This is a genomic window from Rhizobium sp. P1_E1 (assembly GCF_056406015.1).
The window spans coordinates 63019-86988 of sequence record NZ_JBFUAY010000001.1 but is presented as its reverse complement, the minus strand read 5'-3'; the positions used below and the strand labels follow the sequence as shown (position 1 = coordinate 86988).

Sequence of the window (23970 nt, the reverse complement as noted above, 5' to 3'; positions counted from 1 at the left end):
GCGGCCCTTGCCGTCCCTTCCGTTGAATGGAAGATGGCATTTTCCTTTCGTTCGGATTAGTCTCCAGATCGGGGAATTCGAATTCGGAAAGACCGAACGATGATCAGGATAGAAGGCATTGCGGCTTTTGTCGCCGTGGTCGAGGCAGGCTCGGTCAGCGAGGCGGCCCGGCGTCTTCGGCTGTCCAAATCCGTCGTCAGCGAAAGGTTGGCCGAGCTGGAGAAGTCGCTCGGCGGCATCCTGCTGCACCGAACGACCCGCAAGCTTACTTTGACCGAGGACGGCACGGTCTTCCTGGAGCGGGCTGCGCGCATCGTGCGCGAGATCGAGGAGGCCGCGGCCGATATGGCGGAGCGGCGCGGAACGCTGTCAGGCCCGATCCGCATCGCCGCCCCCGTCACCTTCGGCCGCATGCATCTCGGCCCGGCGCTCTATCCCTTTCTCGCCGAGCATCCCGAGATCGAATTGACCCTCGATATTGATGACCGGCGGGTCGATGCCGCTTCGGACGGCTATGACGCCATCATCCGCAATGGTCCGATCGCTGATAGCCGGCTGGTCGCCTGGAAGCTCACGCGAAGCCGCCGTCTTCTCTGTGCCTCGCCGGATTATCTCGCCCGCCAGGGAATTCCGTCGTCGCTGGCTGATCTCAACGGCCATCGCGGCATCTTCTACACCAATCGCGGCGTTGCCGACTGGCGCTTCCAGACGCCGGAGGGTGCGATCGTCGTCCGTGCGAAACTGGCGCTCGGCATCAACAATGGTGACATGCTCCGCGACGCCGCGATTGCCGGCCTCGGCATTGCGCTGCTGCCCGCCTTCATCGCCGGCCCGGCCATCCGCGAGGGCCGGCTTGCCGAAATCGATGTCGGCCATAGGCCGGAGGTCGAATTCATCTATATGGCCCATCCCGAGGGCCGAAATCCCTCCGCCAAGCTCCGCGCCATCGCCGATCACCTGAAGAAGAGTTTCGGCGATCCGCCCTATTGGGATCCGGCGGGCTAGAGCATGTCGCGCAAAAGTGTGCAGCAGTTTTGCGACAACGACATGCGTAAAAACAAAGACCTAAAGCGCGAAGAGCGAATCTGAAAGATCGCGACGCGCTTTAGCTCAGCAGGCTCATCAGGTTCTCGGTGACCGGCGAGCGATGTGTTTTCAGGATTGCCAGCGCCAGGCGCGCCACGGCCGGCGGCCCCTCGATCGGCCGGTAGGCCACACCTTCGAGCTTGATCTGCGAAATCGAGGCCGGCACGATCGAGACGCCGAGATCGGCCGCCACCAGATTGACGACCGAGGAAATCTGCGGCGCCTCCTGCGCCACGGTCAGCTCGAATCCCGCCTTGCGGCAGGCGAGCACGACATCGTCGTAGAGGCTCAAGCCCACGAGCCGGGGAAAGAGGATGAAGGGTTCGTCCGCCAGCATTGCAAGCGGCAGGCTACGATGTCTTGCCAGAGGATGGCTGGCGGGCAGGGCAATCACCATCGGCTCGTCCGGCAGCCGCCGCAGCCGGATGCCGGCGGGATCGTCCAGGCCGGGGCGCATGAAGGTGGCGTCGAGCTCCCCGCGTTCCAGCTTCTGCATCAGCGCTAGCGTATTCATTTCCGTCAGCGACAGCTGCACCTCCGGCCAGCGCGCGCGAAACCGGCGGATCGTCGTGCTGACCACCGGGTTGAAGGCGGAGGATGCGGTGAAGCCGAGCGACAGGCGGCCGGACTCGCCGCGATTGGCGCTTTGCGCCGCAAGCTTCGCCTTCTCAGCTGCCACCAGCGACGCCTTTGCCTCGCCAAGGAAGGCCGCGCCCGCTGCCGTCAATTCGGCGCCGTGCGGCACACGGTGAAACAGCGCCGCACCCACTTCCCTCTCCAGGTCGCGGATCTGCTGGCTGAGCGGCGGCTGCCCGATGCCGAGCTTGCCGGCGGCACGCGTGAAATTGCCTTCTTCCGCCACCGCCAGAAAATACCTGAGATGCCGCAGCTCCATCACTATCTCCAAAACCTATCGGAATCGACGGTCTCATATATTGGACAAATGGAGGCGCTTTGACTAGATCGGAGGCTGGAAGGATGAAGATATGCCGACGTCAGTGCATGCAGTGAAGACCTCCGAGACAGCTGCGACCCCAGGGCAGAAGCACTACCTGACCCGTGGCGCCGGCGCCTATCGCCGCGCCAGCCTGGCACTCTTCCTTTCCGGCTTCTCCACCTTCTCGCTGCTCTATTGCGTCCAGCCGCTGCTGCCGATCTTCTCGCAGGAATTCGCTGTCAGCCCGGCCGAAAGCTCGCTGTCCCTTTCGCTCTCCACCGGTTTCCTGGCGGTCGCCATCGTCTGCGCCGCCGCCGTCTCGGAAGGTCTCGGCCGCCGCAGCCTGATGTCGATATCGCTGGTCGGGGCGGCATTGCTGACCATTGCCACCGCCTTTGCCCCGAACTGGCATCTGCTGCTCGTCATCCGCGCGCTTCAGGGCCTTGTTCTCGGTGGTGTGCCGGCCGTTGCCATGGCCTATCTCGCCGAGGAAATCGATCCGCGCGGCCTTGGCGCCACCATGGGCCTCTATGTCGGCGGCACGGCCTTCGGCGGCATGTCCGGCCGTGTGCTCACCGGCATCTTCGCCGAATATCTCACCTGGCGTCCGGCGCTCTTCATCATTGGCACCATCGGCCTTGCCGCCGCGCTCGGCTTCATCGCCCTCTTGCCACCGTCACGCAATTTCGTCCGCCGGCCGGGCTTCGACCCACGCTTTCATGCAAAGGCCTGGCTCGGCCATCTCCGCAATCCGGCGCTGCCCTTCATCTTCGCCATCGCCTTCCTGGCGATGGGCTCCTTTGTGACGATCTACAATTATGCCGGCTTCCGCCTGGTGGCGCCGCCCTACGGCCTCAACCAGACCGAACTCGGCCTGATCTTCACCGTCTACCTCTTCGGCATCGGCGCCTCCTCGATCGGCGGCCTGTTGGGAGACCGGATCGGGCACTTTTCCGTGCTTCTCTTCGGTCTGGCACTCACCGCCGCCGGCAGCGCGCTGACGCTCTTTGCCTCGCTCCCGGCGATTATCCTCGGTATCATCGTGCTCACGACCGGCTTCTTTATGAGCCATTCGATCGCCAGCGGCCTTGTCGGCAAGCTGGCACATGGCACCAAAGGGCACGCCTCGTCGCTCTATATGCTCGCCTATTATGTCGGCTCCAGCCTCATGGGTTCGGCGGGCGGCTGGTTCTTCGCGGTTGAAGGCTGGGCCGCCGTCGTTATCTTCACGCTTGCCATGCTGGCGCTGGCCTTTGTCTCCGCCTGTCTTGCGCAGCACCTCGCGAGGAGAAAAGCATGATCCGCATAGACCGGCTTGACCATCTCGTGCTGACCGTCGCCGATATCGCGATCAGCTGCGACTTCTATTCCCGCATCCTCGGCATGTCGGTCGAAACCTTTGCTGAAGGCCGTAAAGCACTGAAATTCGGCGGGCAGAAGATTAATCTGCACCATGCCGGCCACGAATTCGATCCCAAGGCAAGGCAACCCACACCCGGCTCCGGCGACCTCTGCTTCATCGCCGAGACTCAGCTTGCCGATGTCATCGCCCATCTGGAGGCCTTAGGCGTTGCCATCGAAGAGGGTCCGGTCGAGCGCACCGGCGCGACCGGGCGTTTGCGCTCGGTCTATTTCAGGGACCCCGACGGCAACCTCCTCGAGGTCTCCAATCTGATTGCCTGACGTCGGCCTCCCGCACATCAACCGAGCCGGATATAGGGCACGTCCTTCTTCGCCACCTCATCCAGCGCCTCCTCGTAACCGGCATCGGCGTAACGCATGACGCCAAGCGCCGTATCGTTGGTCAGCGCATGGTCGAGCCGTTCGTCGGCGGCATCCGTGCCGTCGGCGACCACGGTGACGCCGCAGCTCGTCATGTAGCCGGCATAGCCGCCGCCGCCGGAATGGATGACGACCAGATCGGCCATCGACGAGCAGAGCATCATCGCATCGATCAGCGGCCAGTCGGCGATTGCGTCGGAGCCGTCCTTCATCCCCTCGGTCATGATATTCGGATGCGCCATGGCGCCGGCGTCGAGATGGTCGCGGGAGAAGGCGACCGGGCCTTTGAGTTCGCCGCTCGCAACCAGCGCGTTGACGCGCCTTGCGAGTGCGGTGCGTTCGCCGTGGCCGAGCCAGGCGATGCGGGCCGGCAGCCCCTCGAAGGGCACATGCTCGCGCGCCAGCCGGATCCAGTTGGTGATGATCTTGTTATCGGGAAACATCTCGAGCAGCAGATCGTCGATCCGGGCGATATCGCTCTCCTCGCCTGACAGAGCCATCCAGCGGAACGGGCCGATCGCCCGGGCAAAGAGCGGCCTGAGATAGGCTTCGGTGAAGATCGGAATGTCGAAGGCATTGGCGACACCGCCCTCGCGGGCCTGCGTGCGGATTAGATTGCCGTTGTCGAAGACTTCCGAGCCACGCTTCTGGAATTCCAGCATCGCCGTCACATGCTCGACGATCGAGGCCCGGCTTGCCGCCATCAACTGCCCCTGGCCATCGTCGCGCAGGCCCTTGACCTGATCGAGGCTCATGCCCTTCGGCACGTAACCGTAGACGAGGTCATGCGCCGAGGTCTGGTCGGTGACGATGTCGGGCACGATGCCGCGGCGGGCGATCTCGGGATAGACCTCCGCCGCATTACCGACGAGGCCGACGGACAGCGCCCGCTTGTCCTTCACCGCTGCATCGATCATCTGAAGGGCGGTATCGAGATCGGGAGCGATTTCCTGGAGATAGCCGATCTGCTGGCGCTTGCGGGCGCGCTCCGGATCGATGTCGATACAGAGGATTGCAGCCCCTGCCATGCGGCCGGCGAGAGGTTGCGCCCCGCCCATGCCGCCGAGGCCGGCCGTCAGCACGAACCGGCCGAGGAGATCGCCGCCGAAGCGCCGCTCGGCAATGCGCATGAAGATCTCGTAGGTGCCCTGGATGACGCCCTGGCTGCCGATATATTGCCAGGCGCCGGCCGTCAGCCCGCCCCAGCAGATCAACCCCTTGCGCTGCAGCTCGTAGAATACTTCGGCCTTTGCCCATTGCCCGACGATATTGCAGTTCGCCATGATGACCAGCGGCGCCTTGGCATGCGTTCGAACGAGGCCGATCGGCTTGCCGGACTGGATGAGCAGCGTCTGGTCCTCGTCCATCTCGGTCAGCGCTTTGACGATGCCCCTATGCGCCGCCCAGTTGCGGGCCGCCTTGCCGAGCGCGGCATAGACGATCAGATTGTCGGGGTCCTCGCCGACGGAGAGCACGTTTTCGAGCAGCCGCAGCAGCGCCTCCTGCCGCCAGCCCTTGGCGCGCAGTTCCGGCCCTCCGGGAATCGGAAATTTCGGATGACGTGGATTGGCCTTCGGCATCGTGGGTTCCTCGTTTTGCTCTGCCTTCGTTCGTTATTTGCTGGGCAGCGATTCCACATAGGCGAGCGCCGCATCGAGCAAACGCCGCCTCAGGGCATCGTCGCCGTAAACTTCGGCGCCGCCTCGCACCCAGCCATGCATGACACGCTCCCCCGACAGCATCTGGATCACGCCAGGCAGTGCCAGCGCCCAGCCGTCATTGCCCTTGCCGAGACGGATCAGCATGCCGTCATGGCGTGCGCAGCAGAGAAGATTGCCGTTCAGCATGAAGGCCCAGCCGCCGAACATCGATTTTTCGGCAAGACCCGGCCGATCGCCGAGTTCCTCACGCATCAGTTCTTCGAGACCGGGATCGCGCGCCATGGCTCAGGCCTTTGTCGCCAGTGCGTAGCGTGCGATCTCGATCCCCATCGCCTTTTCGACGACGGGATAGACGGTCCGATCGAGCACGCTTGCCGACAGCGGAATGATATCCATCGGTACATGCAGGATGAACACCCGCATGCCCTCCTTGAGCTGGCCTACGCTGAGCGGCTCGCCCTCTGGTGAAAGCGTGGTGATGACGGCGGGAAAGGTGGCAAGCCGCCCGCCATCCGCGTCGTCCACCGCCATATATTCGTTCATCACATGCAGCGTCACCGACTTTTCGCCCGCGCCGACGGTGATCGTGCCGATGTCGAAGGCTTCCTTGGTGTAGACGACGTCCTTGCGGGTAATGACGCCCTCGGCAAGGATATGTCCGCCCGTCGTCTTGCAGATCGCGTCGATGACATCAGATCCGCCTTTCTTCTCCGCCGCGATGATCGCCTCACCGAGCGAAAGCGCCATCGAGATGCCGCCGAGCGCCGCATGGCTGCGGACATAGGAGGCTCTGAGCGGATTGCGGCAACTGGCGATGAAGCCGCCGGATTGATCGGCGGCAGCGCGCAGCACCGGCGAGATCTTCGCCGTCGCGCCCTTCACCACCAACTCGATATAACGGTTTTCGGCCCGATTGCCGCCGACAGCGGTCTGGATCATCTGCTCGGGCGAGCCGGCCATGCCGATCGAGCCCATGTCGCCTGTGGGATGTGCGCGGATATCCCCGACCGCGTCGACCACCTTGGTGCCGAGGATTGCCGACGGCAGCCAGCCGTTCAGCGTCGAGGATTTGCCGTTCTGGCCGATGATCAGCCCGGAAAGCTTTTCACCCAGTGCCTCCTGCAGCAATTGCACCGCCTTCACATAGTCGATGCCCTGCATTTCCCAGGGGGTGGTGGAAGCCGGCGCGCCGATCGCAGCCGCAGTCGCAATCCAGTCCTCGTCCTTCAACTCGTCGATCGAGACCAGCTCGGGCTTGCCGACATTGACGGCGGCATAACCGAGCATCCGCCCGTGATCGGCCCAGCCGCCGCCACCGGCGGCATAGACGGAGCCACCCTTGACGGCAGCTTCCACGTCCTTCTCAACGAGTATGCGTCCCATCGGTCCTCTCCTGATTCAAATCCTTGTCCATCTCGCGCACCGCCTCGAAAAGTACGGCGGCGCCGAGCGCGATATCGTCATTTTCAGCCCATTCGTCGGCCGAATGGCTGCGGCCTTCCCGGCAGGGCACGAAGATCATCGCCGCCGGTGCCACCTTGGCGATCCAGGCCGTGTCGTGCCCCGCGCCGGAGGCCATGCGCCGATGTTTTGCACCGACACGTTCGCAAGCGGCCTCCAAGGTCGACAGCAGCCCGGAATCAGCAGGCGTCGGCAGATTGTCGGAAACCCGGTTCGGGGTCTTGATCGTCACGCTGTAGGCCCCCGCCAGCTTTTCGACATGGCCGTCGAGCCAGCGGCAGAATGCCTCCATGTCGGCACGGATTTCGGCACGGCCATCGATCAGCAGCACTACTTTCGACGGCACGACATTGGCGGCATTCGGCTCGATCCGGAATTCGCCGACCGTCGCTGCAAAATGGCCCGGCGTTTTCGCAAGCTCGGCGGCGGCGTTGCGGATGTCGAGCACCAGCTGCGACGCCGCCACCAGCGCATCCGCCCGCCGGTCCATCGGCGTCGTGCCGGCATGGTCGGCCCGCCCTTCGACGGTGATCTCGATGCGGGTGATGCCTGATATCGCGGTGACGATGCCGACATCCTCCTTTTCGGCTTCGAGCACCGGGCCTTGTTCGATATGAAGTTCCAGAAAGCCTGCTATATCGGGTCTCTTCTGCTGCATCAGCACGTCAGGTCGGCCACCGACCTGCGCGATACCCTCGGCTAGGTCGCGCCCGTCGCTGACGCGCGAAAGCCAGGCCTCCGGCAATTGGCCGGTCATGCCGCGGCTGCCGATGCAGGACACGCCGAAGATACTGACCTCCTCGGCAAGGAAATCGACGATTTCGAGATCGTGATCGAGCTCGATATTCTGGTCGCGCAGCGCGCGCACCACCTCCAGCGCCGCAATTACCCCGGCAATGCCGTCAAAGCGGCCGCCGTCCGGCACCGTGTCAGAATGCGAACCGACCATGATCGTGCCGAGCCATGGTTTCCGGCCAGTCCGTCGGCCGATCAGATTGCCGGCGGCATCGACCCGCGTTTCCAGTCCCGCCGCCTTCATCCGCGCGTCGATATAGGCCCGGCCTTCGAGGAAGAGCGGCGAGAAGGCCCGCCGCGTCCAGGGATGCCCCGGCTCGGTAATCCCGGCCAGGGCCTCGATATCTCCAGCGATCCGGCCGGCATTGACGGGAAGATTGCGGCTCATGCTTCGGCTCCCGCAATGACCTGGCGCGGCAGCGGCCGCACGAAGCGCCCGGTGCCGGGCTCAGCCAGCACCTTGGCGCCCTCGGCAATCTTTTCGCCGCGCAGATAGGTGGCGGAAACGGTCCAGGGCAGGCGGATGCCGTTATAGGGGCTCCAGCCGACGACGTTGTTGCCGCTCGCGGCGGCATCATAGACGCTGTCGCGCGGCTCCAGCACGACGATATCGGCATCCTTGCCCGGCGTCAGCGCGCCCTTGATATGGTCGAGCCGGAAATGCTTCGCCGGGTTCTCCGCCATCAGCCTGGCTGCCCATGTCAGCGGAATGCCGCGTTCGATGGCCCCTTTGACGAAAAGCGGCACCATCACCTCGAGGCCGGGAACGCCGGAGGCGTTGGCGAGCATGTCGGGATTGGTCTTGCGGTTTTCCGACCAGCTGACGTGATCGGTCGAGACCAGCCAGACATCACCCTCGGCCACCTTCCGCCAGAGGCTCTCCACCTCGGCGCGCGGCCGCACCGGCGGATTGATCTTCGCCTTGCCACCGAGGCGCTTCACGTCGTTTTCCTCGTCGAGCGTCAGATAATGGATGCAGCATTCGACCGTCGCCGCAAAACCGTCGCGGCGATAGGCGCGCGCGATATCATAGCCGCGCCCGAGCGAGCAGTGCACCACATGCGCCGGGCAGCCCGTGTCGGCACCGGTCTCGAAGATCGTGTGCATCGCCAGCAGCTCGGTGATCGGCGGTCGCGACAGGCCGTGCGCCCGCCAGTCGGTGATGCCGCTCGCCTTCACCTGCTCCATATAGGTGCGCACCGCCTCGTCGTCCTCATTGTGCACGCCGGCTGTCAGCCCCGTCGGAGCGATCGCCGCGAAGCAGGCGTCGAGCAGTGCCGGCGGAATGCGCGGAAAGCGCTTGGGGTCGGTGCCGAAGGTCGAGAATTTGAAGGCTGCAACGCCTACCTCCACCATCTCGCGGATCCGCGCCGGGCCTTCTTCCGGATCGACGGTGCCGTAAAGCGCGAAATCGACGCGCGCCTGCGGTCCGGCATGGTCGACTTTCCGCTTCACCGCCGCTGCCGAACAGACGAGATTGCCTTCGTCATAGGGCATGTCGACGATTGTAGTCACGCCGCCGGCCGCCGCCGAGCGCGTCGACCAGATGAAATCCTCTTGGTCCTTCTGGGAAAGCGAATGTACCTGCGCATCGATCGCGCCGGGCAGGATCAGCGCTTTTCCGAGCAGATGCCGTTCGCGCGCCGCAGGCGGCACGCCGAGGCCGACCTCGGCGATCTTGCCGTCGCGCACGGCGACATAGCCCTCTTCGACAATGCGGTCCGGCAGCACCACCGTGCCCTGCAGAACGAGATCGAAGTCCATGTTGCTTCCTCCGTAGACCGGAAATCAGACTGCTGCCGGCTCGTCATGGGTTAGCCGTTCCTCGATGTGCTCCAGCGAGCCGAGGGCGAAGAAATCGTCGAAGGAGGCGATCGGAACCTGCTCAGTCAGCTTCGTGACGAAATCGTCCGAACCAAGTTCCTCCTCGATCGCCTCCACCTCAGCCGAAAGCGGCCGGTCGACCGTATAGAAATCCGCATGTTTGCGCACGACCGCGTAGAGCATGGCTGCAACACCCTTCGGTTCATCGCCGAGAATGTCGATCGCCTGGGCCGAGAGCAGCGCCTCGAGGGCTGCGAGGCGCTTCAGCGCTCGCATCTGCCGGTCGAAGCGCTCGATGAYGAGCGGCAGGAAGGCCGCCTCGTCCTCCAGCCCGGCTGCGACGACCAACGACTGCGCAGAAACAGGATTGGACATTGACAGCACGCGCGAGAAAATCTCGCCGGCAAGTTTGATGATCGGCCCGAAACCGGTGGCAATCCGCCCCGGCGGCACGAGATTGACCGGCAGGTCGCGCCGCTGGCCGTTGCCGAGAATGACGCAGCGGTTGAAGGCGTTGCGCGCCGCATGCGCCATGCAAAGCGCGGCCGATTCGAGCAGGATCGTCACATCGAGCGGAAGAGAGCCGCCCGACGTCATCACCCGGCCTTCAACCACGACGGGATTGTCGTCCGAACGCCCGGTGGCGGCAAGGATCTTATGGCCGGTCGATAAAAGGTTTTCGATCACCGCGCCGAACACCTGGGCGATCATGCGCAGGCTCAGCGGATCCTGCACATGCGTTGCGACGGGCCAGTTCCATTCGTCGGAGGCATTGCAGAGCCAGGCACCGATCAGCGCTTCGCGCGCAGTTCCGACATGCCGGACCGCCTTCCAGGGATCGCGGGAAGCACCGAGCGCACCGGCCGCCATCATCGCCGTTGCCAGCAGGACGCGGATCGAGGCCGCGGCGTTGCGCGTCGTTTCCGCCGCCGAGGCAAAGCTTACCGCATTGATGCTGAGCGAGGCGAGGCTGTCGCGCGGCGCCATCCGCATCGGTTCCAGCCCGGCCGCCTGGAAAGCCTCGGCCGCCTGCATCCGGTTGCCGCGATAGATCGCTTCGCCGACGCCGGTCAGCACCGCTCCGATCTGTCCCATCAGGCCGATATCCGCACAGCCGATCGAGCCGGTGCGGCGCACGACCGGGATGAGATCGGCCTCGAGCATCCTGATATAGGCCTGGATCAGCTCCGGCGTGCAGCCGACCTGGCCGGTCAGCGCCGTGTTGATACGGATCGCCATGGCATTGCGGACGATATTGCAGGAAAAGGGTGTGCCGGTGCCGAAATGATGGGCGCGCACCAGGCCGAGATTGAAGGTGTCGAGTTCGTCGGCCGACCACTCCACATCTTTCATGGCGCCGACGCCTGTCGTCGAGCCGTAGACGGGCATGCCGGAGGCAATCGCATCCTCGACGACCTCGCGGGCGATCGCGATGCGGGCCATGCCTGTCGCCGAAGCCGAAATCTTAGCCTTGCCCGCACCAATCGTCACCATCTCGGCAAAACCGAGCGGTTGTCCGGAAAGTTCGATGCCAAGGCGTTCGTGCTTCATGTGCCTATCTCCCCAGAACAGGATGATTTTAGGCCGGATCGGCCGAAAATCTGAATCCTGTTCTAAACTAAAGAGTCAGAGCATGATGTCGCCCGAAAACCGCTCACACTTTTCGGCATCATGCTCGGAACGTGAGACKAAGCGAGCCCTCTGTCACATGGGATATCCCAAATGCCGAACACAGCATGTTTTTGGCAGGCGGTCAGCTCAGCATCCAGGCAATATAGACAAGCGTCAATGCAATGATCCAAAGCGCGATCCTGGCCGAGCGGTTGTGCCGCGCTTCGGCCTTGCCGATCGCCTCCGCCGTCTCAGCATCGAAGCGCAACCCGTGCTCGCTCATATGCAGGAGCTGATGGTGGAATTTTTCGGTCTTCGCTGCGATTTCGGGCACGGCTTCGGCGAGCTTTACCGCCGCCTTCAGCCCGTCCTTAAGATCGGTGGCGATCCGCTTCGGCCCGAGATTGGTGCGGATCCAGTCGCCGACGACAGGCTCGGAGGCCTTCCACATGTTGAAGCGCGGATTGAGCATGCGCGATACGCCTTCGACCACGACCATGGTCTTCTGTAGCATCACCAGCTCCGGCCGTGTCGCCATGTCGAAGAGTTCGGTCACTTCGAACAGCAGCGTCAGCAGCTTGCCCATCGATATCGTCTCGGCCGGCTGTCCATGGATCGGCTCGCCGATCGCCCGGATCGCCTGGGCGAAGCTTTCGACATTGTGGTGGCCGGGCACATAGCCGGCCTCGAAATGCACCTCGGCGACGCGGATATAGTCGCGGGTGATGAAGCCATAGAGGATTTCGGCGAGGAACCGCCGCTCCTTCTTGCCCAGCCGCCCGACGATGCCCATGTCGACGGCGACGATCATGCCGTCAGCGTCGACGAAGAGATTGCCCGGATGCATGTCGGCATGGAAGAAGCCGTCGCGCAGCGTGTGGCGCAGGAACGACTGGATCAGCGTATCGGCAAGCAGGTTGAGATCGTGGCCCGCCGCACGCAGACCCTCGACGTCGGACATCCTTGTGCCGTCGATCCACTCCATGGTGATGACGTCGCGCCCGGTGCGCTCCCAGTCGACCTTCGGCACGCGGAAGCCGGGATCCTTTTCGGTATTCTCGGCGATCTCGGAAAGGGCTGCCGCCTCCAGGCGAAGATCCATCTCCACCTTCGTCGTCTGCTCCAGCGTCTTCGTCACCTCGACCGGCCGCAGCCGCCGGCTGGACGCCAGGAAACGCTCCTGCATATGGGCAACGAGATACATAGCCTCGATGTCATGGGCAAAGCGCTGGCGCACGCCGGGCCGCACGATCTTGACGGCAACCTTCTTCCGGCCCTCGGCGCTATCGACCTCGGCCGGATGCACCTGCGCGATCGAGGCGGCGGCGATCGGATCGCCGAAGCTCGCATAGAGCTCGCCCATCGGCCGTCCGAGCGAGCCTTCGATATTGGCCTTGGCCGCAGCTGAGGGAAAGAAGGCCATCCGGTCTTGAAGCTGCGACAGGTCATTGGCGAATTCGACGCCGACGACATCCGGCCGCGTCGCCAGGAACTGCCCGATCTTCACATAGGAGGGACCGAGCCGCTCGACAGCTTGCGCCAACCGGTCGCTGCGCTTCTGATGYCGCGCCTTGCTTCGTTCGAAAATCGTGACGAAGGATTTGGCGAGTGCGACCGGAGGCGGCAGCCCTTCGGAAGGAAGAGCTGAGACGACACCCTCACGCACGAGCACCCAGCCGACGCGCCAAAGGCGGAAATATGCGCCGAAAGTACTCATCTTCTGTTTGATTCTCGCGCGACGCTATTCGAAAACCGCTCTACATTTTTCGGCGTCATGCGTCAGAGCTTCCAGCCGGAATGGAGTGCGGCGATGCCGCCGGTATAATTGGTGTAGGTGACGCGCGAAAAGCCGGCCTGGCGGATCATTGCCGCGAAATTCTCCTGGTTCGGGAATTTTCGGATCGATTCCACCAGATATTGGTAGGGTTCGGCATCGCCGGTAATCGCCTTGCCGAATTGCGGAATGGCATTGAACGACCAGGCGTCGTAGATCTTGTCGAGAAGCGGCATATCGACTTCGGAAAATTCCAGCACCAGCAGCCGTCCGCCGCGCTTCAACACGCGATAGCCCTCCGACAGCGCTACGTCGATCCTCGGCACGTTGCGGATGCCGAAGGCGATCGTATAGGCATCGAAGCTGCCTGCCTCGAACGGCAGTTCCTCGGCATTCGCCTCGACGAAGGTGAGATTGCCGGAAAGCTTCTTCTTTTCCGCCCGCTCGGCCCCGACACCAAGCATCGAGCCGTTGATATCGAGCACCGTGGCATGCGCCTGTCTGCCCGAGGCCTCGACGATGCGGAAGGCGATATCACCCGTGCCGCCGGCGACGTCGAGCACCTTGTAGCCCGGCTCCTTGCGCGGGTTCAGCGCCGAGATCATCGCATCCTTCCAGGCGCGGTGCATGCCCATCGACATGACGTCATTCATGATGTCGTAGCGCTTGGCAACCTTGTGGAACACCTGGTTGACCATGCTTTGCTTCTCGCCATTAGGCACCTCGCGGAAGCCGTAGGAGGTCTCCATGCCGCCATCGGCGGAAGTGCGGCTTTCTGACATCAGACTGCTCCGTTCCTGAAGATTCGGGCGCGGCGGCCATAGCGAAAGACCGCGCGCGACGTTATCTATGGGCCGCGTTCTCCACGGCACACTGGCGCTATAGCGCACATCGTCGTCGGTTGAAACACGTTAGATATAGATGGGTTAAGATGCCGGAATTGCCAGAAGTCGAAACGGTGAAACGCGGCCTGACGCCGGCGATGGAGGGCACCCGCATCACCAAGCTGGAGCTGCGGCGCGGCGATTTGCGCTTCCCCTTTCCCGACGCTTTCGCGGACAGGGTTTCGGGCCGCACCATCGTCAGCCTTGGCCGCCGCGCTAAATATCTGCTGGTCGATCTCGACGACGGCAACACGCTGATCTCCCACCTCGGCATGTCCGGTTCCTTCCGGATCGAGGAGGGCCGCATCGAGGAGGCTGCTGCCTCCGCCGCGCCGGGCGAATTCCACCATGCCCGGTCGAAGGACGAGAAACACGATCACGTCGTCTTCCATCTGGAGGGCGCAAGCGGCCCGCGCCGGGTCGTCTACAACGATCCGCGCCGTTTCGGCTTCATGGATATGGTGGGGCGTGCCGATCTCGCCGCCCATCCCTTCTTCCGCGATCTCGGCCCGGAGCCGACAGGAAACGAGCTTGGCGCCGGCTATCTGGCCGAACGCTTCCGCGACAAGGCGCAGCCGCTGAAAAGCGCGCTGCTTGACCAGAAGAACATTGCCGGTCTCGGCAATATATATGTCTGCGAGGCGCTGTGGCGCGCGCATCTTTCGCCGATCCGCGCCGCCGGCACGCTGGTGACGGCAGGGGGCCGGCCGAAGGCGCAGCTCGACCTGCTCGTCGCCTCGATCCGCGACGTCATCGCCGACGCGATCGCCGCCGGCGGATCGTCGCTGCGTGACCATATCCAGACCGACGGATCGCTCGGCTATTTCCAGCATTCCTTCTCCGTCTATGATCGCGAAAGTCAGGCTTGCCGCACGCCCGGCTGCGGCGGTACGGTCGCCCGCATCGTCCAGGCGGGTCGCTCCACCTTCTATTGCGCCACCTGCCAGAAGTAAGCCTGCCAGAAGCTAAGAGTGAGAAACCGGGAGAACAGCATGGCCTATGAGACCCTGATCGTCGAAACCCGAGGCAATGTTGGCCTCGTCACGCTGAACCGCCCGCAGGCGCTGAACGCGCTGAACTCCACCGTCCTGAAGGAACTGAAAGAGGCCTATGCCGCCTTCCACGCCGACGAGACGGTTGGAGCGATCGTGTTGACCGGTTCCGAGCGTGCCTTTGCCGCCGGCGCCGATATCAAGGAGATGCAGCCGCTTGAGTTCGCCGATATCTATAAGAGTGATTTCATCAGCGGCTGGGATGAGGTCGCCAAGGCACGCAAGCCGGTGATCGCTGCCGTCAGCGGTTTTGCGCTCGGCGGCGGCTGCGAGCTCGCCATGATGTGCGATTTCATCATCGCCTCGGAGACGGCGAAGTTCGGCCAGCCTGAAATCACACTGGGCGTCATTCCCGGCATGGGCGGCTCGCAGCGGCTGACGCGCGCCGTCGGCAAGGCGAAGGCGATGGATCTCATCCTGACCGGCCGCATGATGGATGCGGCCGAGGCGGAACGTTCGGGACTCGTTTCGCGTGTGGTGGCACCCGAACGTCTGCTCGACGAGGCTTTTGCCGCGGCCGAAAAGATCGCTTCGCTTTCGCGTCCCTCGGTGATGATGGCCAAGGAGGCTGTCAACCGCGCATTCGAGACGACGCTGGAGGAGGGCTTGCGTTTCGAGCGCCGCCTGTTTCACAGCCTCTTTGCCACGGACGATCAGAAAGAAGGCATGGCGGCCTTCGTCGAGAAGCGCAAACCGGCTTTTACGCACCGTTGAATGCTTTTAGGCGCTTGCCGGTGGTAAAGCTTGAAAATCCGCGTTGACGTGGGCCGGCTTTAGAGTTATATGCCCGCCCACGGTTCGGAAAGCCGGTTTGGTTTTCCGCGATTGCTCCCGCATTGCTGGATTTTGTGGCCGCAAGGCCCGCGGTAATGGCGGAGTTTGTTCGAATTCTTGAGAGAGGCATCCATGGCCAATACAACTTCGGCGAAAAAAGCGACCCGCAAGATCGCCCGCCGTACCGACGTCAATAAGGCTCGTCGCTCGCGCGTTCGTACTTTCGTTCGCCAGGTCGAAGAGGCCATCGCATCCGGTGACGCCGCCAAGGCGAAGGAAGCTTTCCTGGCTGCTCAGCCCGAGCTTGCCCGCGCCGCCAGCAAGGGCGTGCTGCATGCCAACACGGCATCGCGCAAGGTCTCGCGTCTGGCCGCTCGTGTGAAGGCTCTTTCGGTCACCACGACCGCGTAATCTTCCATTAAGGTCTTCTTCTTTATGATTAGCCCGGTAATTTTACCGGGCTTTTTCGATTCCACCGATCAGCCCCTGCATGGTTAATCTGACGACTGTTTCGTGTCAGCGCCATGACAGGAAAAATTGTTTAAAAACAATGGCTTGCGCAAGGATGCTTTGACGCCGCGCGACTCTGCCCCACGCTTTCGGGACCACAGGCGAGTCAAGAGGATTTTATTTTTTTTTCTTTCAATGCGTGTCAAAATAGCCCGAACGGGGAATCTCTTTGATTCAACTGCGATTCTTTTTTGACGCTGGTGTGACGCCCGAAAAGGGCAGGCGGAGTCAATGCCCGCTTCTTAATTTTGCGTAAAATTCATCGTTGATATTGCCTTTTGATCCTGCCTAAATGGCTTTCAACAAAGGGCGCGGACATCACCTGCAGAGGCTCGGTCTTAACTGCCACGTCGGCAGGGCGATAAGTTTGTGCCGTTTGTTACGGAGCATTGCGCTTCCGTTTTTTCAAGCACTCGACGGATTTGAGCCGTAACGTGGCTGTTACGGAGCGGGGATGTTTTGTGCCTTCAGTGGCCACACGTTTAAGGCGAGGCCATCGGAGAAGGTAAAGTAATATTGCGTTCGGGCTGGTCGGCCGAAAACGAGGTTCGACCGTCAGCTTGGCACGGAAAGCCGATGAAGGTTGCCGCATGAGCGCGGCACCTGCAACGGAGTTCTGCGCCGGTTCCTTCGGGGGCAGTGTTTGAGTGAACCGGCAGGCGAGCGGCTCATGAGGATCCGTCAGCCCGCCAAAGCGGGGAATGATCGGGCGGCCGTTTTAGCGGATGCCGCCCGGTGGAATTGAAAGGCGGCATTATGCAGATGAATACGATGACGACGAGCGGGCTCGACAATGCGGATGCGGCACCGCAGGCGTTCGGCTCAATTCGCCTGGAGGCGGCGGAAGTAAAGGCGGATATGAAGCAGAACGTATTGTTTGAGCGCGTCAGTGCGCGCTTGAAGGCTCAGGTCGGTCAGGATGTTTACGCCAGCTGGTTCGCCCGGCTGAAGCTGCATTCGGTATCGAAGAGCGTCGTTCGCCTTTCGGTCCCCACGACCTTCCTGAAGTCGTGGATCAACAATCGTTATCTCGATCTCATCACCGGTCTGTTCCAGGCCGAAGATCCGGAAATTCTGAAAATCGAAGTCCTGGTGCGTACGGCGACGCGCCATGGCATGAAGCCACTCGACGAAGCGGCGGTGCCGGAACCAGCCGCCCCCACGCAGATGCGCCGCCCGACAAGCGCCCAGCCGGCCGGTCAGGCCGTCCAGCAGGCGGTGTCGGCTGTTGCCGCCGCAAGGCCTGCAAGCTTTGGCTCGCCGCTCTTCGGTTCGCCGCTCGATAGCCGCTTTACCTTCGACACCTTCGTCGAAGGCAGCTCGAACCGGGTCGCGCTTGCGGCGGCAAAGACGATCGCGGAAGCCGGTCAGGGCGCCGTGCGCTTCAACCCGCTCTTCATCCATTCGACCGTCGGCCTCGGCAAGACCCACCTGCTGCAGGCGGTCGCCAATGCGGCGGTGCAGAACCCGCGGGCGCTGCGCGTCGTCTATCTGACGGCCGAATATTTCATGTGGCGCTTCGCCACCGCGATCCGCGACAATGATGCGCTGACGCTGAAGGATTCGCTGCGCAACATCGATCTCCTGATTATCGACGACATGCAGTTCCTGCAGGGCAAGATGATCCAGCATGAATTCTGCCACCTCCTGAACATGCTGCTCGACAGCGCCAAGCAGGTCGTCGTTGCCGCCGACCGTGCGCCTTGGGAGCTGGAGTCGCTCGATCCCCGCGTTCGCTCGCGCCTGCAGGGCGGTGTCGCGATCGAACTCGACGCGCCGGATTACGAGATGCGTCTCGAAATCCTCAAGCGTCGCCTTGCTGTAGCCCGGCTCGAAGATCCGTCGCTCGAAATTCCCGCCGAGCTGCTCCAGCACGTCGCTCGCAACGTCACGGCCAGCGGCCGCGAACTTGAAGGCGCCTTCAACCAGCTGGTCTTCCGCCGCTCCTTCGAGCCGAACCTGTCGATCGAACGCGTGGACGAACTGCTCGCCCATCTGGTCGGCTCCGGCGAGCCTCGCCGTGTGCGCATCGAGGATATCCAGCGCATCGTCGCAAGACACTACAACGTCTCGCGTCAGGAACTGGTCTCAAACCGCCGCACTCGCGTCATCGTCAAGCCGCGCCAGATCGCCATGTATCTGTCGAAGACACTGACGCCGCGCTCCTTCCCGGAGATCGGCCGCCGTTTCGGCGGGCGCGATCACACGACCGTGCTGCATGCCGTGCGCAAGATCGAGGAGCTGATTTCGGGAGACACCAAACTTTCGCACGAAGTCGAGCTTCTGAAGCGCTTGATCAACGAATAATCGACGGGTTTTCTTAAGGATTCAACGGCTGGAAGCGATTCCGGCCGTTTTCCTTTATAAGTTTTTTATTCTATACCTCCCGCGCATTACGTGCATGTCAAAGACTGAAGCGCCAAAACGGCGCGTGGGAGGAATGAATGAGTTTTGAAAAGATCGCCGTTCTCGGCTTGGGCAAGGTCGGACGGCTGGCGGCGACGCTTTTGCATGAAGGCGGCTTCGAGGTCATCGGCGTCGACGCGCAATTGCCGCTGAGCGACGTCCCCTTAAAGTGCCGCACCGGCGACATCTCCGATCCCCAAGTGATCGGCGAACTGCTCTCGAATGTCGAGGCTGTGCTCTCCTGCCTGCCCTATCATTTGAACATCGAGCTGGCGCGCGCCGCCCATCTTGCCGGCATCCACTATTTCGATCTGACCGAAGACGTTCCCACAACCAATTTCATCATCGAGCTGTCGAAGACCGCCCGCGGCCTGATGGCGCCGCAATGCGGCCTGGCGCCGGGTTTTGTCGGCATCGTCGGCGCAAGCCTGGCCGACGGCTTCGATCGCTGCCGTTCGATCCGCATGCGCGTCGGCGCCCTGCCGCAGCATCCGACCGGACTGCTCGGCTACGCCTTCAACTGGTCGCCCGAGGGCGTCGTCAACGAATATCTGAACGACTGCGAGGTCATCGAGGGCGGTGTGCGCAAGCTCGTCTCGCCGATGGAATGGCACGAGACCGTCTATGTCGGCGGCGTCAAGCTCGAAGCCTTTACGACGTCGGGTGGCCTTGGCACCATGTGCGATACGATGCTCGGCAAGATCGACAATCTCGATTACAAGACCATGCGTTATCCCGGCCATATGGAGCTGATGAACTTCTTCTTCCATGAGCTATTGATGCGCGACAAGCGCAAGCTCGCCGGCGAGATCCTGACCAATGCCAAGCCGCCTGTTGAAGACGATGTCGTCTATGTCCATGTCGCTGCCGAAGGCAGCGAGAATGGCAGCCTGCGCCGCAAGGAGTTCGTGCGCGCCTATTACCCGATCGAGATTGCCGGCGCGCGCCGCACGGCGATCGCCTGGACGACGTCAGCCTCCGTCGTCGCCGTCATCGAGATGGTCCGCGACGGCCTGCTGCCGGCAACCGGCTTCCTGCACCAGGAGCATATTCCGCTGGAGATGTTCCTGAAAACGCCAACTGGCAGCCTCTTCAAGGCGGGTGCGACCAGCCACCGCTGAGACACACTTTTCGGCGCGGCGACAACATCGATGCCGCCGCGCTGCAATTCCGCTCGTCGTATTGACGTCAGCAGGCGAGATCGGCGACGACGGAATCGAGGATCAGCATGCCGGACGGCGTGCAGCGCAGGCGTGAATTGCCGATCCGCTCGATGAATTTGTGTTCGAGCAGGAATTCCTCGCGTTTCGGATCGAGGTCGCGGCCCGAAAGCTGCTGCCAGCGGGCAAGATCGACGCCTTCCCTGAGCCGCAGCCCCATCAGCAGCAGCTCGTCGGACTGTTCCTCGAAGCCGAGCCGCTCCTCGTCGAGAATGCCGTGCCCGTCACGCTCGACCATGTCGAGCCAGGTTTCCGGCTTGCGCTCGGTCGCCGTCGCGAGCTTCTCCGGGCCACGCGTCAACCGGCCATGGGCGCCTGGACCGATGCCGGCATAATCGCCGTAGCGCCAGTAGGTCAGGTTATGCCGGCTTTCAGCCCCCGGCCGGGCATGATTGGAAACCTCATAGGCCGGCATGCCCTCGCGCGCGGTGATCTCCTGCGTCGCCTCGTAGAGCAATGCCGATTGCTCGCCGTCCGGCACGATCAGCTTGCCGGCCTTATGCAGGCCGTAGAAGGGCGTGCCTTCCTCGATGGTCAGCTGATAGAGCGAAAGGTGGTCGACCGCGTAGGAGATCGCCTCCTGCAGTTCCTTTTCCCATTCCTCGACCGTCTGGTCGGGCCGGGCATAGATGAGGTCGAAGGACATGCGCGGAAAAATGTCGCGCGCCAGCCTTATCGCCTTCAGCGCGTCGGCGACATCATGCAGCCGGCCGAGGAATTTCAGATCCCGGTCATTCAGCGCCTGTACGCCGAGCGAGACGCGATTGACGCCGGCCGCCCGATAGCCGCGGAAGCGTTCGGCCTCAACGCTCGAAGGGTTGGCCTCCATGGTGATCTCGATACCGGCAGGCACATGCCAGTGCCGCGCAATGCCGTCGAGAATGGCGGAAACCGTTTCCGGCTTCATCAGCGAGGGGGTGCCGCCGCCGAGGAAGATGCTCGTCACCGTCTTCGGCCCGCTCATGGATCGGACCGTCGCCATCTCCGTCAGGAAGGCTGATGTAAAGCGCTCCTGATCCACCGGCTGGTGGCGCACATGGCTGTTGAAGTCGCAATAGGGACACTTCGCCGCGCAGAAGGGCCAATGCACATAGACGCCGAAGCCCGGCTCGCCGGTATCGGGCAGCAGGGCCGCGTCGCGCGAGATGCTTGGCGTGTCGAGATTGACCACGGACCGACCTTATGCCTCCAGGCAGGTTTCGACAAAGAGTTTGAAGGCGCGGGCCCGGTGCGACAGCGCTTGCGGCTTGCCGACATTCCAGCCGTGTTTTTCTTCGCCGCTCATTTCGCCGAAGGTGATGCCGTAGCCCTCAGGCTGGAACACCGGATCGTAGCCGAAGCCCTGGGTGCCGCGCGGCGGCCAGACGACGCTGCCTTCCACCTCGCCGCGGAACAGCTCCGTGTGCCCATCCGGCCAGGCGAGGCAGAGCACGCTGATGAAACGCGCCGTGCGCTGTTCGGACTTTGTCGCGCCCGCATCCTGCAGCGCCTTTTCCACCTTGGCCATCGCCATGTCGAAATCGCGCGTGCCGTCGGCCTTCTCCGCCCAATTGGCGGTGTAGACACCAGGATCGCCGCCGAGTGCGTCGACCACCAGCCCGGAATCGTCCGAAAGCGCCGGCATGCCGGCGGCATTGGCCGAGGCGACCGCCTTGATCGTCGCATTCTCCTCGAAGCTCGTGCCGGTCTCATCCGGTTCGACGAAGTTCAGCTCGGCGGCCGATTTGGCGGTGAAGCCGAGCGGCCCGATCAATTCCTGGATCTCGCGGATCTTGCCGGCATTGTGGCTGGCGACGACGATGGTCTTCGTTTCAAGCTTGCGCATTCAGATATCCTGTTCGATGCCCCAGATTTTAGCCTCCGCGCATTCCAGGCTGTTGCCGGCCGGATCGCGGAAATAGATCGAGCGGCCGCCGTTCGGCCAGCGCACCTCGGATTCGATCGCGATGCCCGCCGCCGTCAGCCGTTCGGCCATGGCATCGATATTGCGGCCGGACACCCGGAAACAGGCATGGCCCTGGCCGGTCGTGCCATGCGGCGGCACCTGCAGTGCTTCAGGCGCCGGCGGCTTCACCGTTTGCTCGGGATTGAAGATCAAGAGAACGCCTGGCCCGCAGCGGAAGAAGACATGCCGATTGGCGGCGCGGGCGATCTTTTCAAGTCCGAGAACGTCTTCGTAGAACGTCTCGGCCTGGTCGAGATCCCGCGCATAGAGCGCCGTTTCCAACATGCCTTCCAGCATGGGGTTCATCCTTCGACGGCTTGCTTCTGCAGCGCCACGAGTTCGCCGATGCCGTTTCTGGCAAGCTGCATCAGCGAGGTGAATTCGCCTTCGCTGAACGGCGTGCCTTCGGCCGTGCCCTGGATCTCGACGATCCCGCCGGTTCCCGTCATGACGAAGTTCGCATCGGTCTCGGCCGAGGAGTCCTCGAGGTAATCGAGATCGATCACCGGCTGGCTGGCGAAGATGCCGCAGGAGATGGCGGCGACATGATCCTTCAGGACCCGGTCGACCTTGATCATGTTACGGCTTTCCATCCATTTCAGGCAGTCGTAAAGCGCGATCCAGCCGCCGGTGATCGAAGCGGTCCGCGTGCCGCCATCGGCTTGGATGACGTCGCAATCGAGCGTGATCTGCCGTTCGCCGAGCGCCTGCAGGTCGACGACGGCACGCAACGACCGGCCGATCAGCCGTTGGATTTCCTGGGTGCGGCCGCCCTGCTTGCCAGCGGCGGCCTCGCGCTTCATGCGTTCGCCGGTCGCCCGCGGYAGCATGCCGTATTCGGCCGTGACCCAGCCCTTGCCGGTATTGCGCAGCCATGGCGGCGTCTTTTCTTCGAGGCTCGCCGTGCAGAGCACATGCGTATCGCCGAACTTCACCAGGCAGGAGCCTTCCGCGTGCTTGGAAAAATTGCGCTCGAACGAGACCTTGCGCATCTGGTCGATTTTTCTGCCTGAAGGCCGCATTCTTATCTCCTGGAGTTTATTTGACCGCTTCTACGATTGGCGGCGCTCATTTGCAAATTCCCTTTTGCCACGGGTGCGAGTTTGACTTACTTTTCGGGAAGTATCATCAGCGCGGGTTCGAAAGCTTCATGGGCATCAGGTCGACGTCGGTTTCGGATGCCGTAGCTGCGCTGGACGAGCGCTCCAGGGAAATTTTTCGTCGCATCGTCGAAGGTTATCTGGAAAGCGGCGAGCCGCTCGGTTCGCGCAACCTGTCCCGGCTGCTGCCGATGTCGCTGTCGCCGGCCTCGGTGCGCAACGTCATGAGCGATCTCGAAGAGCTCGGCCTGATCTATTCGCCGCATGTCAGCGCCGGCCGGCTGCCGACCCAAATCGGCCTGCGCTTCTTCGTCGATGCCTTCATGCAGGTCGGCGACCTCTCCGCCGAGGAGCGCGCCAACATCGACCGGCAGGTGCGGGCCGAAAGCGGCGGCAACCCCGTGGAATCGATGATGAACGAGGCAAGCCGCATGCTATCGGGCATTTCGCGCGGCGCCGGCCTTGTCATCACCTCGAAAAGCGATCCGGTGCTGAAACATGTCGAGTTCATCCGGCTCGAACCGACAAAGGCGCTGGCCGTGCTCGTCGGCGATCACGATCAGGTGGAAAACCGCATCATCGAGCTGCCGGCGGGTGTCACCTCCTCGCAGCTGACGGAGGCGGCGAATTTTCTCAATGCCCACATGTCCGGCCAGACCCTGCCGGAGCTTCGCAAGCAATTAAGCCGGCTGAAGGACGACGTCCGCCACGAGCTCGATGCCCTGTCGCGCGATCTCGTCGAGCGGGGCATCGCTGTCTGGTCCGGCAGCCCGGACGAGGGAAAGCCCGCTCAGCTGATCATCCGCGGCCGCGCCAACCTGCTCGAAGGCCTGGCCGGCGCCGAGGATCTCGACCGGCTGCGCCTGCTGTTCGACGATCTCGAGAAAAAGGACAGCCTGATCGAGATCCTTAATCTCGCCGAAAGCGGTTCGGGGGTGCGCATCTTCATCGGTTCGGAAAACAAGCTCTTCTCGCTGTCCGGCTCGTCGCTCATTGTCGCGCCTTATCGTGACGATGATGATCGCATCGTCGGCGCCGTCGGCGTCATCGGTCCGACGCGGCTCAATTATTCCCGCATCGTGCCAATGGTGGACTATACAGCCCAACTCGTCTCCCGCCTTTCGCGCAATCAGCTTTGACACAGCAGC

The 23970-nt window shown here is 62.8% G+C and carries 22 protein-coding genes; 9 read left to right on the top strand and 13 right to left on the bottom strand.

The window, feature by feature from the left end; translation table 11 throughout:
- Window positions 1-99 precede the first annotated feature (99 nt).
- Window positions 100-1005, top strand: coding sequence for a LysR family transcriptional regulator (locus AC1D1Z_RS00430; RefSeq protein WP_018244469.1), 906 nt, complete (start codon window positions 100-102; stop codon window positions 1003-1005).
- 100 nt (window positions 1006-1105) lie between these two features.
- Here AC1D1Z_RS00430 and AC1D1Z_RS00425 read toward each other — a convergent pair whose 3' ends face one another.
- Window positions 1106-1981 carry a LysR family transcriptional regulator gene (locus tag AC1D1Z_RS00425; protein ID WP_018244470.1) on the bottom strand — a complete coding sequence of 292 codons (876 nt, stop codon included), beginning with the start codon at window positions 1979-1981 and terminating at the stop codon, window positions 1106-1108.
- Between the two features lie 91 nt (window positions 1982-2072).
- On the opposite strand from AC1D1Z_RS00425, the gene AC1D1Z_RS00420 reads away from it, so the two are divergent.
- Window positions 2073-3323, top strand: a complete 1251-nt coding sequence (locus AC1D1Z_RS00420; RefSeq protein WP_131605484.1) for an MFS transporter — start codon at window positions 2073-2075, stop codon at window positions 3321-3323.
- Window positions 3320-3706 carry a VOC family protein gene (locus tag AC1D1Z_RS00415; RefSeq protein ID WP_018244472.1) on the top strand — a complete coding sequence of 129 codons (387 nt, stop codon included), beginning with the start codon at window positions 3320-3322 and terminating at the stop codon, window positions 3704-3706. Before AC1D1Z_RS00420 ends, AC1D1Z_RS00415 begins: the two co-directional genes overlap by 4 nt.
- A 17-nt stretch (window positions 3707-3723) precedes the next feature.
- Here AC1D1Z_RS00415 and AC1D1Z_RS00410 read toward each other — a convergent pair whose 3' ends face one another.
- The 8 genes from AC1D1Z_RS00410 to ubiE form a co-directional block, all read right to left on the bottom strand.
- On the bottom strand, window positions 3724-5385 hold the full coding sequence (locus tag AC1D1Z_RS00410; protein ID WP_018244473.1) for a urocanate hydratase: 1662 nt from the start codon (window positions 5383-5385) through the stop codon (window positions 3724-3726).
- A gap of 33 nt (window positions 5386-5418) precedes the next feature.
- Window positions 5419-5748 carry a TfoX/Sxy family protein gene (locus AC1D1Z_RS00405; RefSeq protein ID WP_020052607.1) on the bottom strand — a complete coding sequence of 110 codons (330 nt, stop codon included), beginning with the start codon at window positions 5746-5748 and terminating at the stop codon, window positions 5419-5421.
- A 3-nt stretch (window positions 5749-5751) separates the two neighbouring features.
- Complete coding sequence (locus AC1D1Z_RS00400) at window positions 5752-6849, bottom strand: DUF917 domain-containing protein (protein ID WP_130718728.1); 1098 nt, start codon at window positions 6847-6849, stop codon at window positions 5752-5754.
- The gene (locus AC1D1Z_RS00395; RefSeq protein ID WP_131605485.1) at window positions 6830-8110 is read right to left on the bottom strand and encodes a Zn-dependent hydrolase; all 1281 of its coding nucleotides are present in this window, start codon (window positions 8108-8110) and stop codon (window positions 6830-6832) included. Before AC1D1Z_RS00395 ends, AC1D1Z_RS00400 begins: the two co-directional genes overlap by 20 nt.
- Window positions 8107-9486: a dihydroorotase gene (locus AC1D1Z_RS00390; protein WP_018447803.1), complete on the bottom strand. Its 1380-nt coding sequence runs from the start codon at window positions 9484-9486 to the stop codon at window positions 8107-8109. The genes AC1D1Z_RS00395 and AC1D1Z_RS00390 overlap by 4 nt, the downstream gene beginning before the upstream one ends.
- 24 nt (window positions 9487-9510) lie before the next feature.
- Window positions 9511-11097, bottom strand: coding sequence for an aromatic amino acid lyase (locus AC1D1Z_RS00385; protein WP_477849133.1), 1587 nt, complete (start codon window positions 11095-11097; stop codon window positions 9511-9513).
- Between the two features lie 202 nt (window positions 11098-11299).
- Window positions 11300-12874 (bottom strand): 2-polyprenylphenol 6-hydroxylase, encoded by a 1575-nt coding sequence (ubiB, locus tag AC1D1Z_RS00380; protein ID WP_130718732.1) that lies wholly within the window; start codon window positions 12872-12874, stop codon window positions 11300-11302.
- A gap of 62 nt (window positions 12875-12936) precedes the next feature.
- Window positions 12937-13713 (bottom strand): bifunctional demethylmenaquinone methyltransferase/2-methoxy-6-polyprenyl-1,4-benzoquinol methylase UbiE, encoded by a 777-nt coding sequence (gene ubiE / locus AC1D1Z_RS00375; protein WP_131605486.1) that lies wholly within the window; start codon window positions 13711-13713, stop codon window positions 12937-12939.
- 149 nt (window positions 13714-13862) lie between these two features.
- Here ubiE and mutM point away from each other — a divergent pair, with 149 nt between their 5' ends.
- The 5 genes from mutM (at window position 13863) to AC1D1Z_RS00350 (ending at window position 19678) form a co-directional block, all read left to right on the top strand.
- On the top strand, window positions 13863-14768 hold the full coding sequence (mutM, locus tag AC1D1Z_RS00370) for a bifunctional DNA-formamidopyrimidine glycosylase/DNA-(apurinic or apyrimidinic site) lyase (RefSeq protein ID WP_131605487.1): 906 nt from the start codon (window positions 13863-13865) through the stop codon (window positions 14766-14768).
- A gap of 39 nt (window positions 14769-14807) precedes the next feature.
- Window positions 14808-15581, top strand: a complete 774-nt coding sequence (locus AC1D1Z_RS00365; protein WP_017966711.1) for an enoyl-CoA hydratase — start codon at window positions 14808-14810, stop codon at window positions 15579-15581.
- Window positions 15582-15773: 192 nt separating this feature from the next.
- The gene (gene rpsT, locus AC1D1Z_RS00360; RefSeq protein WP_003556028.1) at window positions 15774-16052 is read left to right on the top strand and encodes a 30S ribosomal protein S20; all 279 of its coding nucleotides are present in this window, start codon (window positions 15774-15776) and stop codon (window positions 16050-16052) included.
- Window positions 16053-16907: 855 nt separating this feature from the next.
- Window positions 16908-18458 carry a chromosomal replication initiator protein DnaA gene (gene dnaA, locus AC1D1Z_RS00355; RefSeq protein WP_018244482.1) on the top strand — a complete coding sequence of 517 codons (1551 nt, stop codon included), beginning with the start codon at window positions 16908-16910 and terminating at the stop codon, window positions 18456-18458.
- Window positions 18459-18595: 137 nt separating this feature from the next.
- Window positions 18596-19678 carry a saccharopine dehydrogenase family protein gene (locus AC1D1Z_RS00350; protein ID WP_131605488.1) on the top strand — a complete coding sequence of 361 codons (1083 nt, stop codon included), beginning with the start codon at window positions 18596-18598 and terminating at the stop codon, window positions 19676-19678.
- Window positions 19679-19745: 67 nt separating this feature from the next.
- Here AC1D1Z_RS00350 and hemW read toward each other — a convergent pair whose 3' ends face one another.
- Genes hemW through rph form a run of 4 tightly spaced genes read right to left on the bottom strand, consistent with a single transcriptional unit; the run spans window position 19746 to window position 22744 of the window.
- A complete protein-coding gene (gene hemW / locus AC1D1Z_RS00345; protein WP_131605489.1) occupies window positions 19746-20948 on the bottom strand; it encodes a radical SAM family heme chaperone HemW in 1203 nt (400 codons plus the stop codon).
- Window positions 20949-20957: 9 nt separating this feature from the next.
- Window positions 20958-21602: an RdgB/HAM1 family non-canonical purine NTP pyrophosphatase gene (gene rdgB / locus AC1D1Z_RS00340; protein WP_018447798.1), complete on the bottom strand. Its 645-nt coding sequence runs from the start codon at window positions 21600-21602 to the stop codon at window positions 20958-20960.
- Window positions 21603-22028, bottom strand: a complete 426-nt coding sequence (locus AC1D1Z_RS00335; RefSeq protein ID WP_131605490.1) for a VOC family protein — start codon at window positions 22026-22028, stop codon at window positions 21603-21605.
- On the bottom strand, window positions 22025-22744 hold the full coding sequence (gene rph / locus AC1D1Z_RS00330; protein ID WP_011650181.1) for a ribonuclease PH: 720 nt from the start codon (window positions 22742-22744) through the stop codon (window positions 22025-22027). The genes AC1D1Z_RS00335 and rph overlap by 4 nt, the downstream gene beginning before the upstream one ends.
- A gap of 128 nt (window positions 22745-22872) precedes the next feature.
- On the opposite strand from rph, the gene hrcA reads away from it, so the two are divergent.
- Window positions 22873-23961 carry a heat-inducible transcriptional repressor HrcA gene (gene hrcA, locus AC1D1Z_RS00325; RefSeq protein WP_018244487.1) on the top strand — a complete coding sequence of 363 codons (1089 nt, stop codon included), beginning with the start codon at window positions 22873-22875 and terminating at the stop codon, window positions 23959-23961.
- The last annotated feature ends 9 nt before the right edge of the window (window positions 23962-23970 follow it).

Bases quoted from the DNA above. Each gene is read 5' to 3' on its own strand.
- AC1D1Z_RS00430 (WP_018244469.1), top strand. From the start codon at position 100: ATGATCAGGATAGAAGGCATTGCGGCTTTTGTCGCCGTGGTCGAGGCA.
- AC1D1Z_RS00425 (WP_018244470.1), bottom strand. From the start codon at position 1,981: ATGGAGCTGCGGCATCTCAGGTATTTTCTGGCGGTGGCGGAAGAAGGC.
- AC1D1Z_RS00420 (WP_131605484.1), top strand. From the start codon at position 2,073: ATGCCGACGTCAGTGCATGCAGTGAAGACCTCCGAGACAGCTGCGACC.
- AC1D1Z_RS00415 (WP_018244472.1), top strand. From the start codon at position 3,320: ATGATCCGCATAGACCGGCTTGACCATCTCGTGCTGACCGTCGCCGAT.
- AC1D1Z_RS00410 (WP_018244473.1), bottom strand. From the start codon at position 5,385: ATGCCGAAGGCCAATCCACGTCATCCGAAATTTCCGATTCCCGGAGGG.
- AC1D1Z_RS00405 (WP_020052607.1), bottom strand. From the start codon at position 5,748: ATGGCGCGCGATCCCGGTCTCGAAGAACTGATGCGTGAGGAACTCGGC.
- AC1D1Z_RS00400 (WP_130718728.1), bottom strand. From the start codon at position 6,849: ATGGGACGCATACTCGTTGAGAAGGACGTGGAAGCTGCCGTCAAGGGT.
- AC1D1Z_RS00395 (WP_131605485.1), bottom strand. From the start codon at position 8,110: ATGAGCCGCAATCTTCCCGTCAATGCCGGCCGGATCGCTGGAGATATC.
- AC1D1Z_RS00390 (WP_018447803.1), bottom strand. From the start codon at position 9,486: ATGGACTTCGATCTCGTTCTGCAGGGCACGGTGGTGCTGCCGGACCGC.
- ubiE (WP_131605486.1), bottom strand. From the start codon at position 13,713: ATGTCAGAAAGCCGCACTTCCGCCGATGGCGGCATGGAGACCTCCTAC.
- mutM (WP_131605487.1), top strand. From the start codon at position 13,863: ATGCCGGAATTGCCAGAAGTCGAAACGGTGAAACGCGGCCTGACGCCG.
- AC1D1Z_RS00365 (WP_017966711.1), top strand. From the start codon at position 14,808: ATGGCCTATGAGACCCTGATCGTCGAAACCCGAGGCAATGTTGGCCTC.
- rpsT (WP_003556028.1), top strand. From the start codon at position 15,774: ATGGCCAATACAACTTCGGCGAAAAAAGCGACCCGCAAGATCGCCCGC.
- dnaA (WP_018244482.1), top strand. From the start codon at position 16,908: ATGCAGATGAATACGATGACGACGAGCGGGCTCGACAATGCGGATGCG.
- AC1D1Z_RS00350 (WP_131605488.1), top strand. From the start codon at position 18,596: ATGAGTTTTGAAAAGATCGCCGTTCTCGGCTTGGGCAAGGTCGGACGG.
- rdgB (WP_018447798.1), bottom strand. From the start codon at position 21,602: ATGCGCAAGCTTGAAACGAAGACCATCGTCGTCGCCAGCCACAATGCC.
- AC1D1Z_RS00335 (WP_131605490.1), bottom strand. From the start codon at position 22,028: ATGAACCCCATGCTGGAAGGCATGTTGGAAACGGCGCTCTATGCGCGG.
- hrcA (WP_018244487.1), top strand. From the start codon at position 22,873: ATGGGCATCAGGTCGACGTCGGTTTCGGATGCCGTAGCTGCGCTGGAC.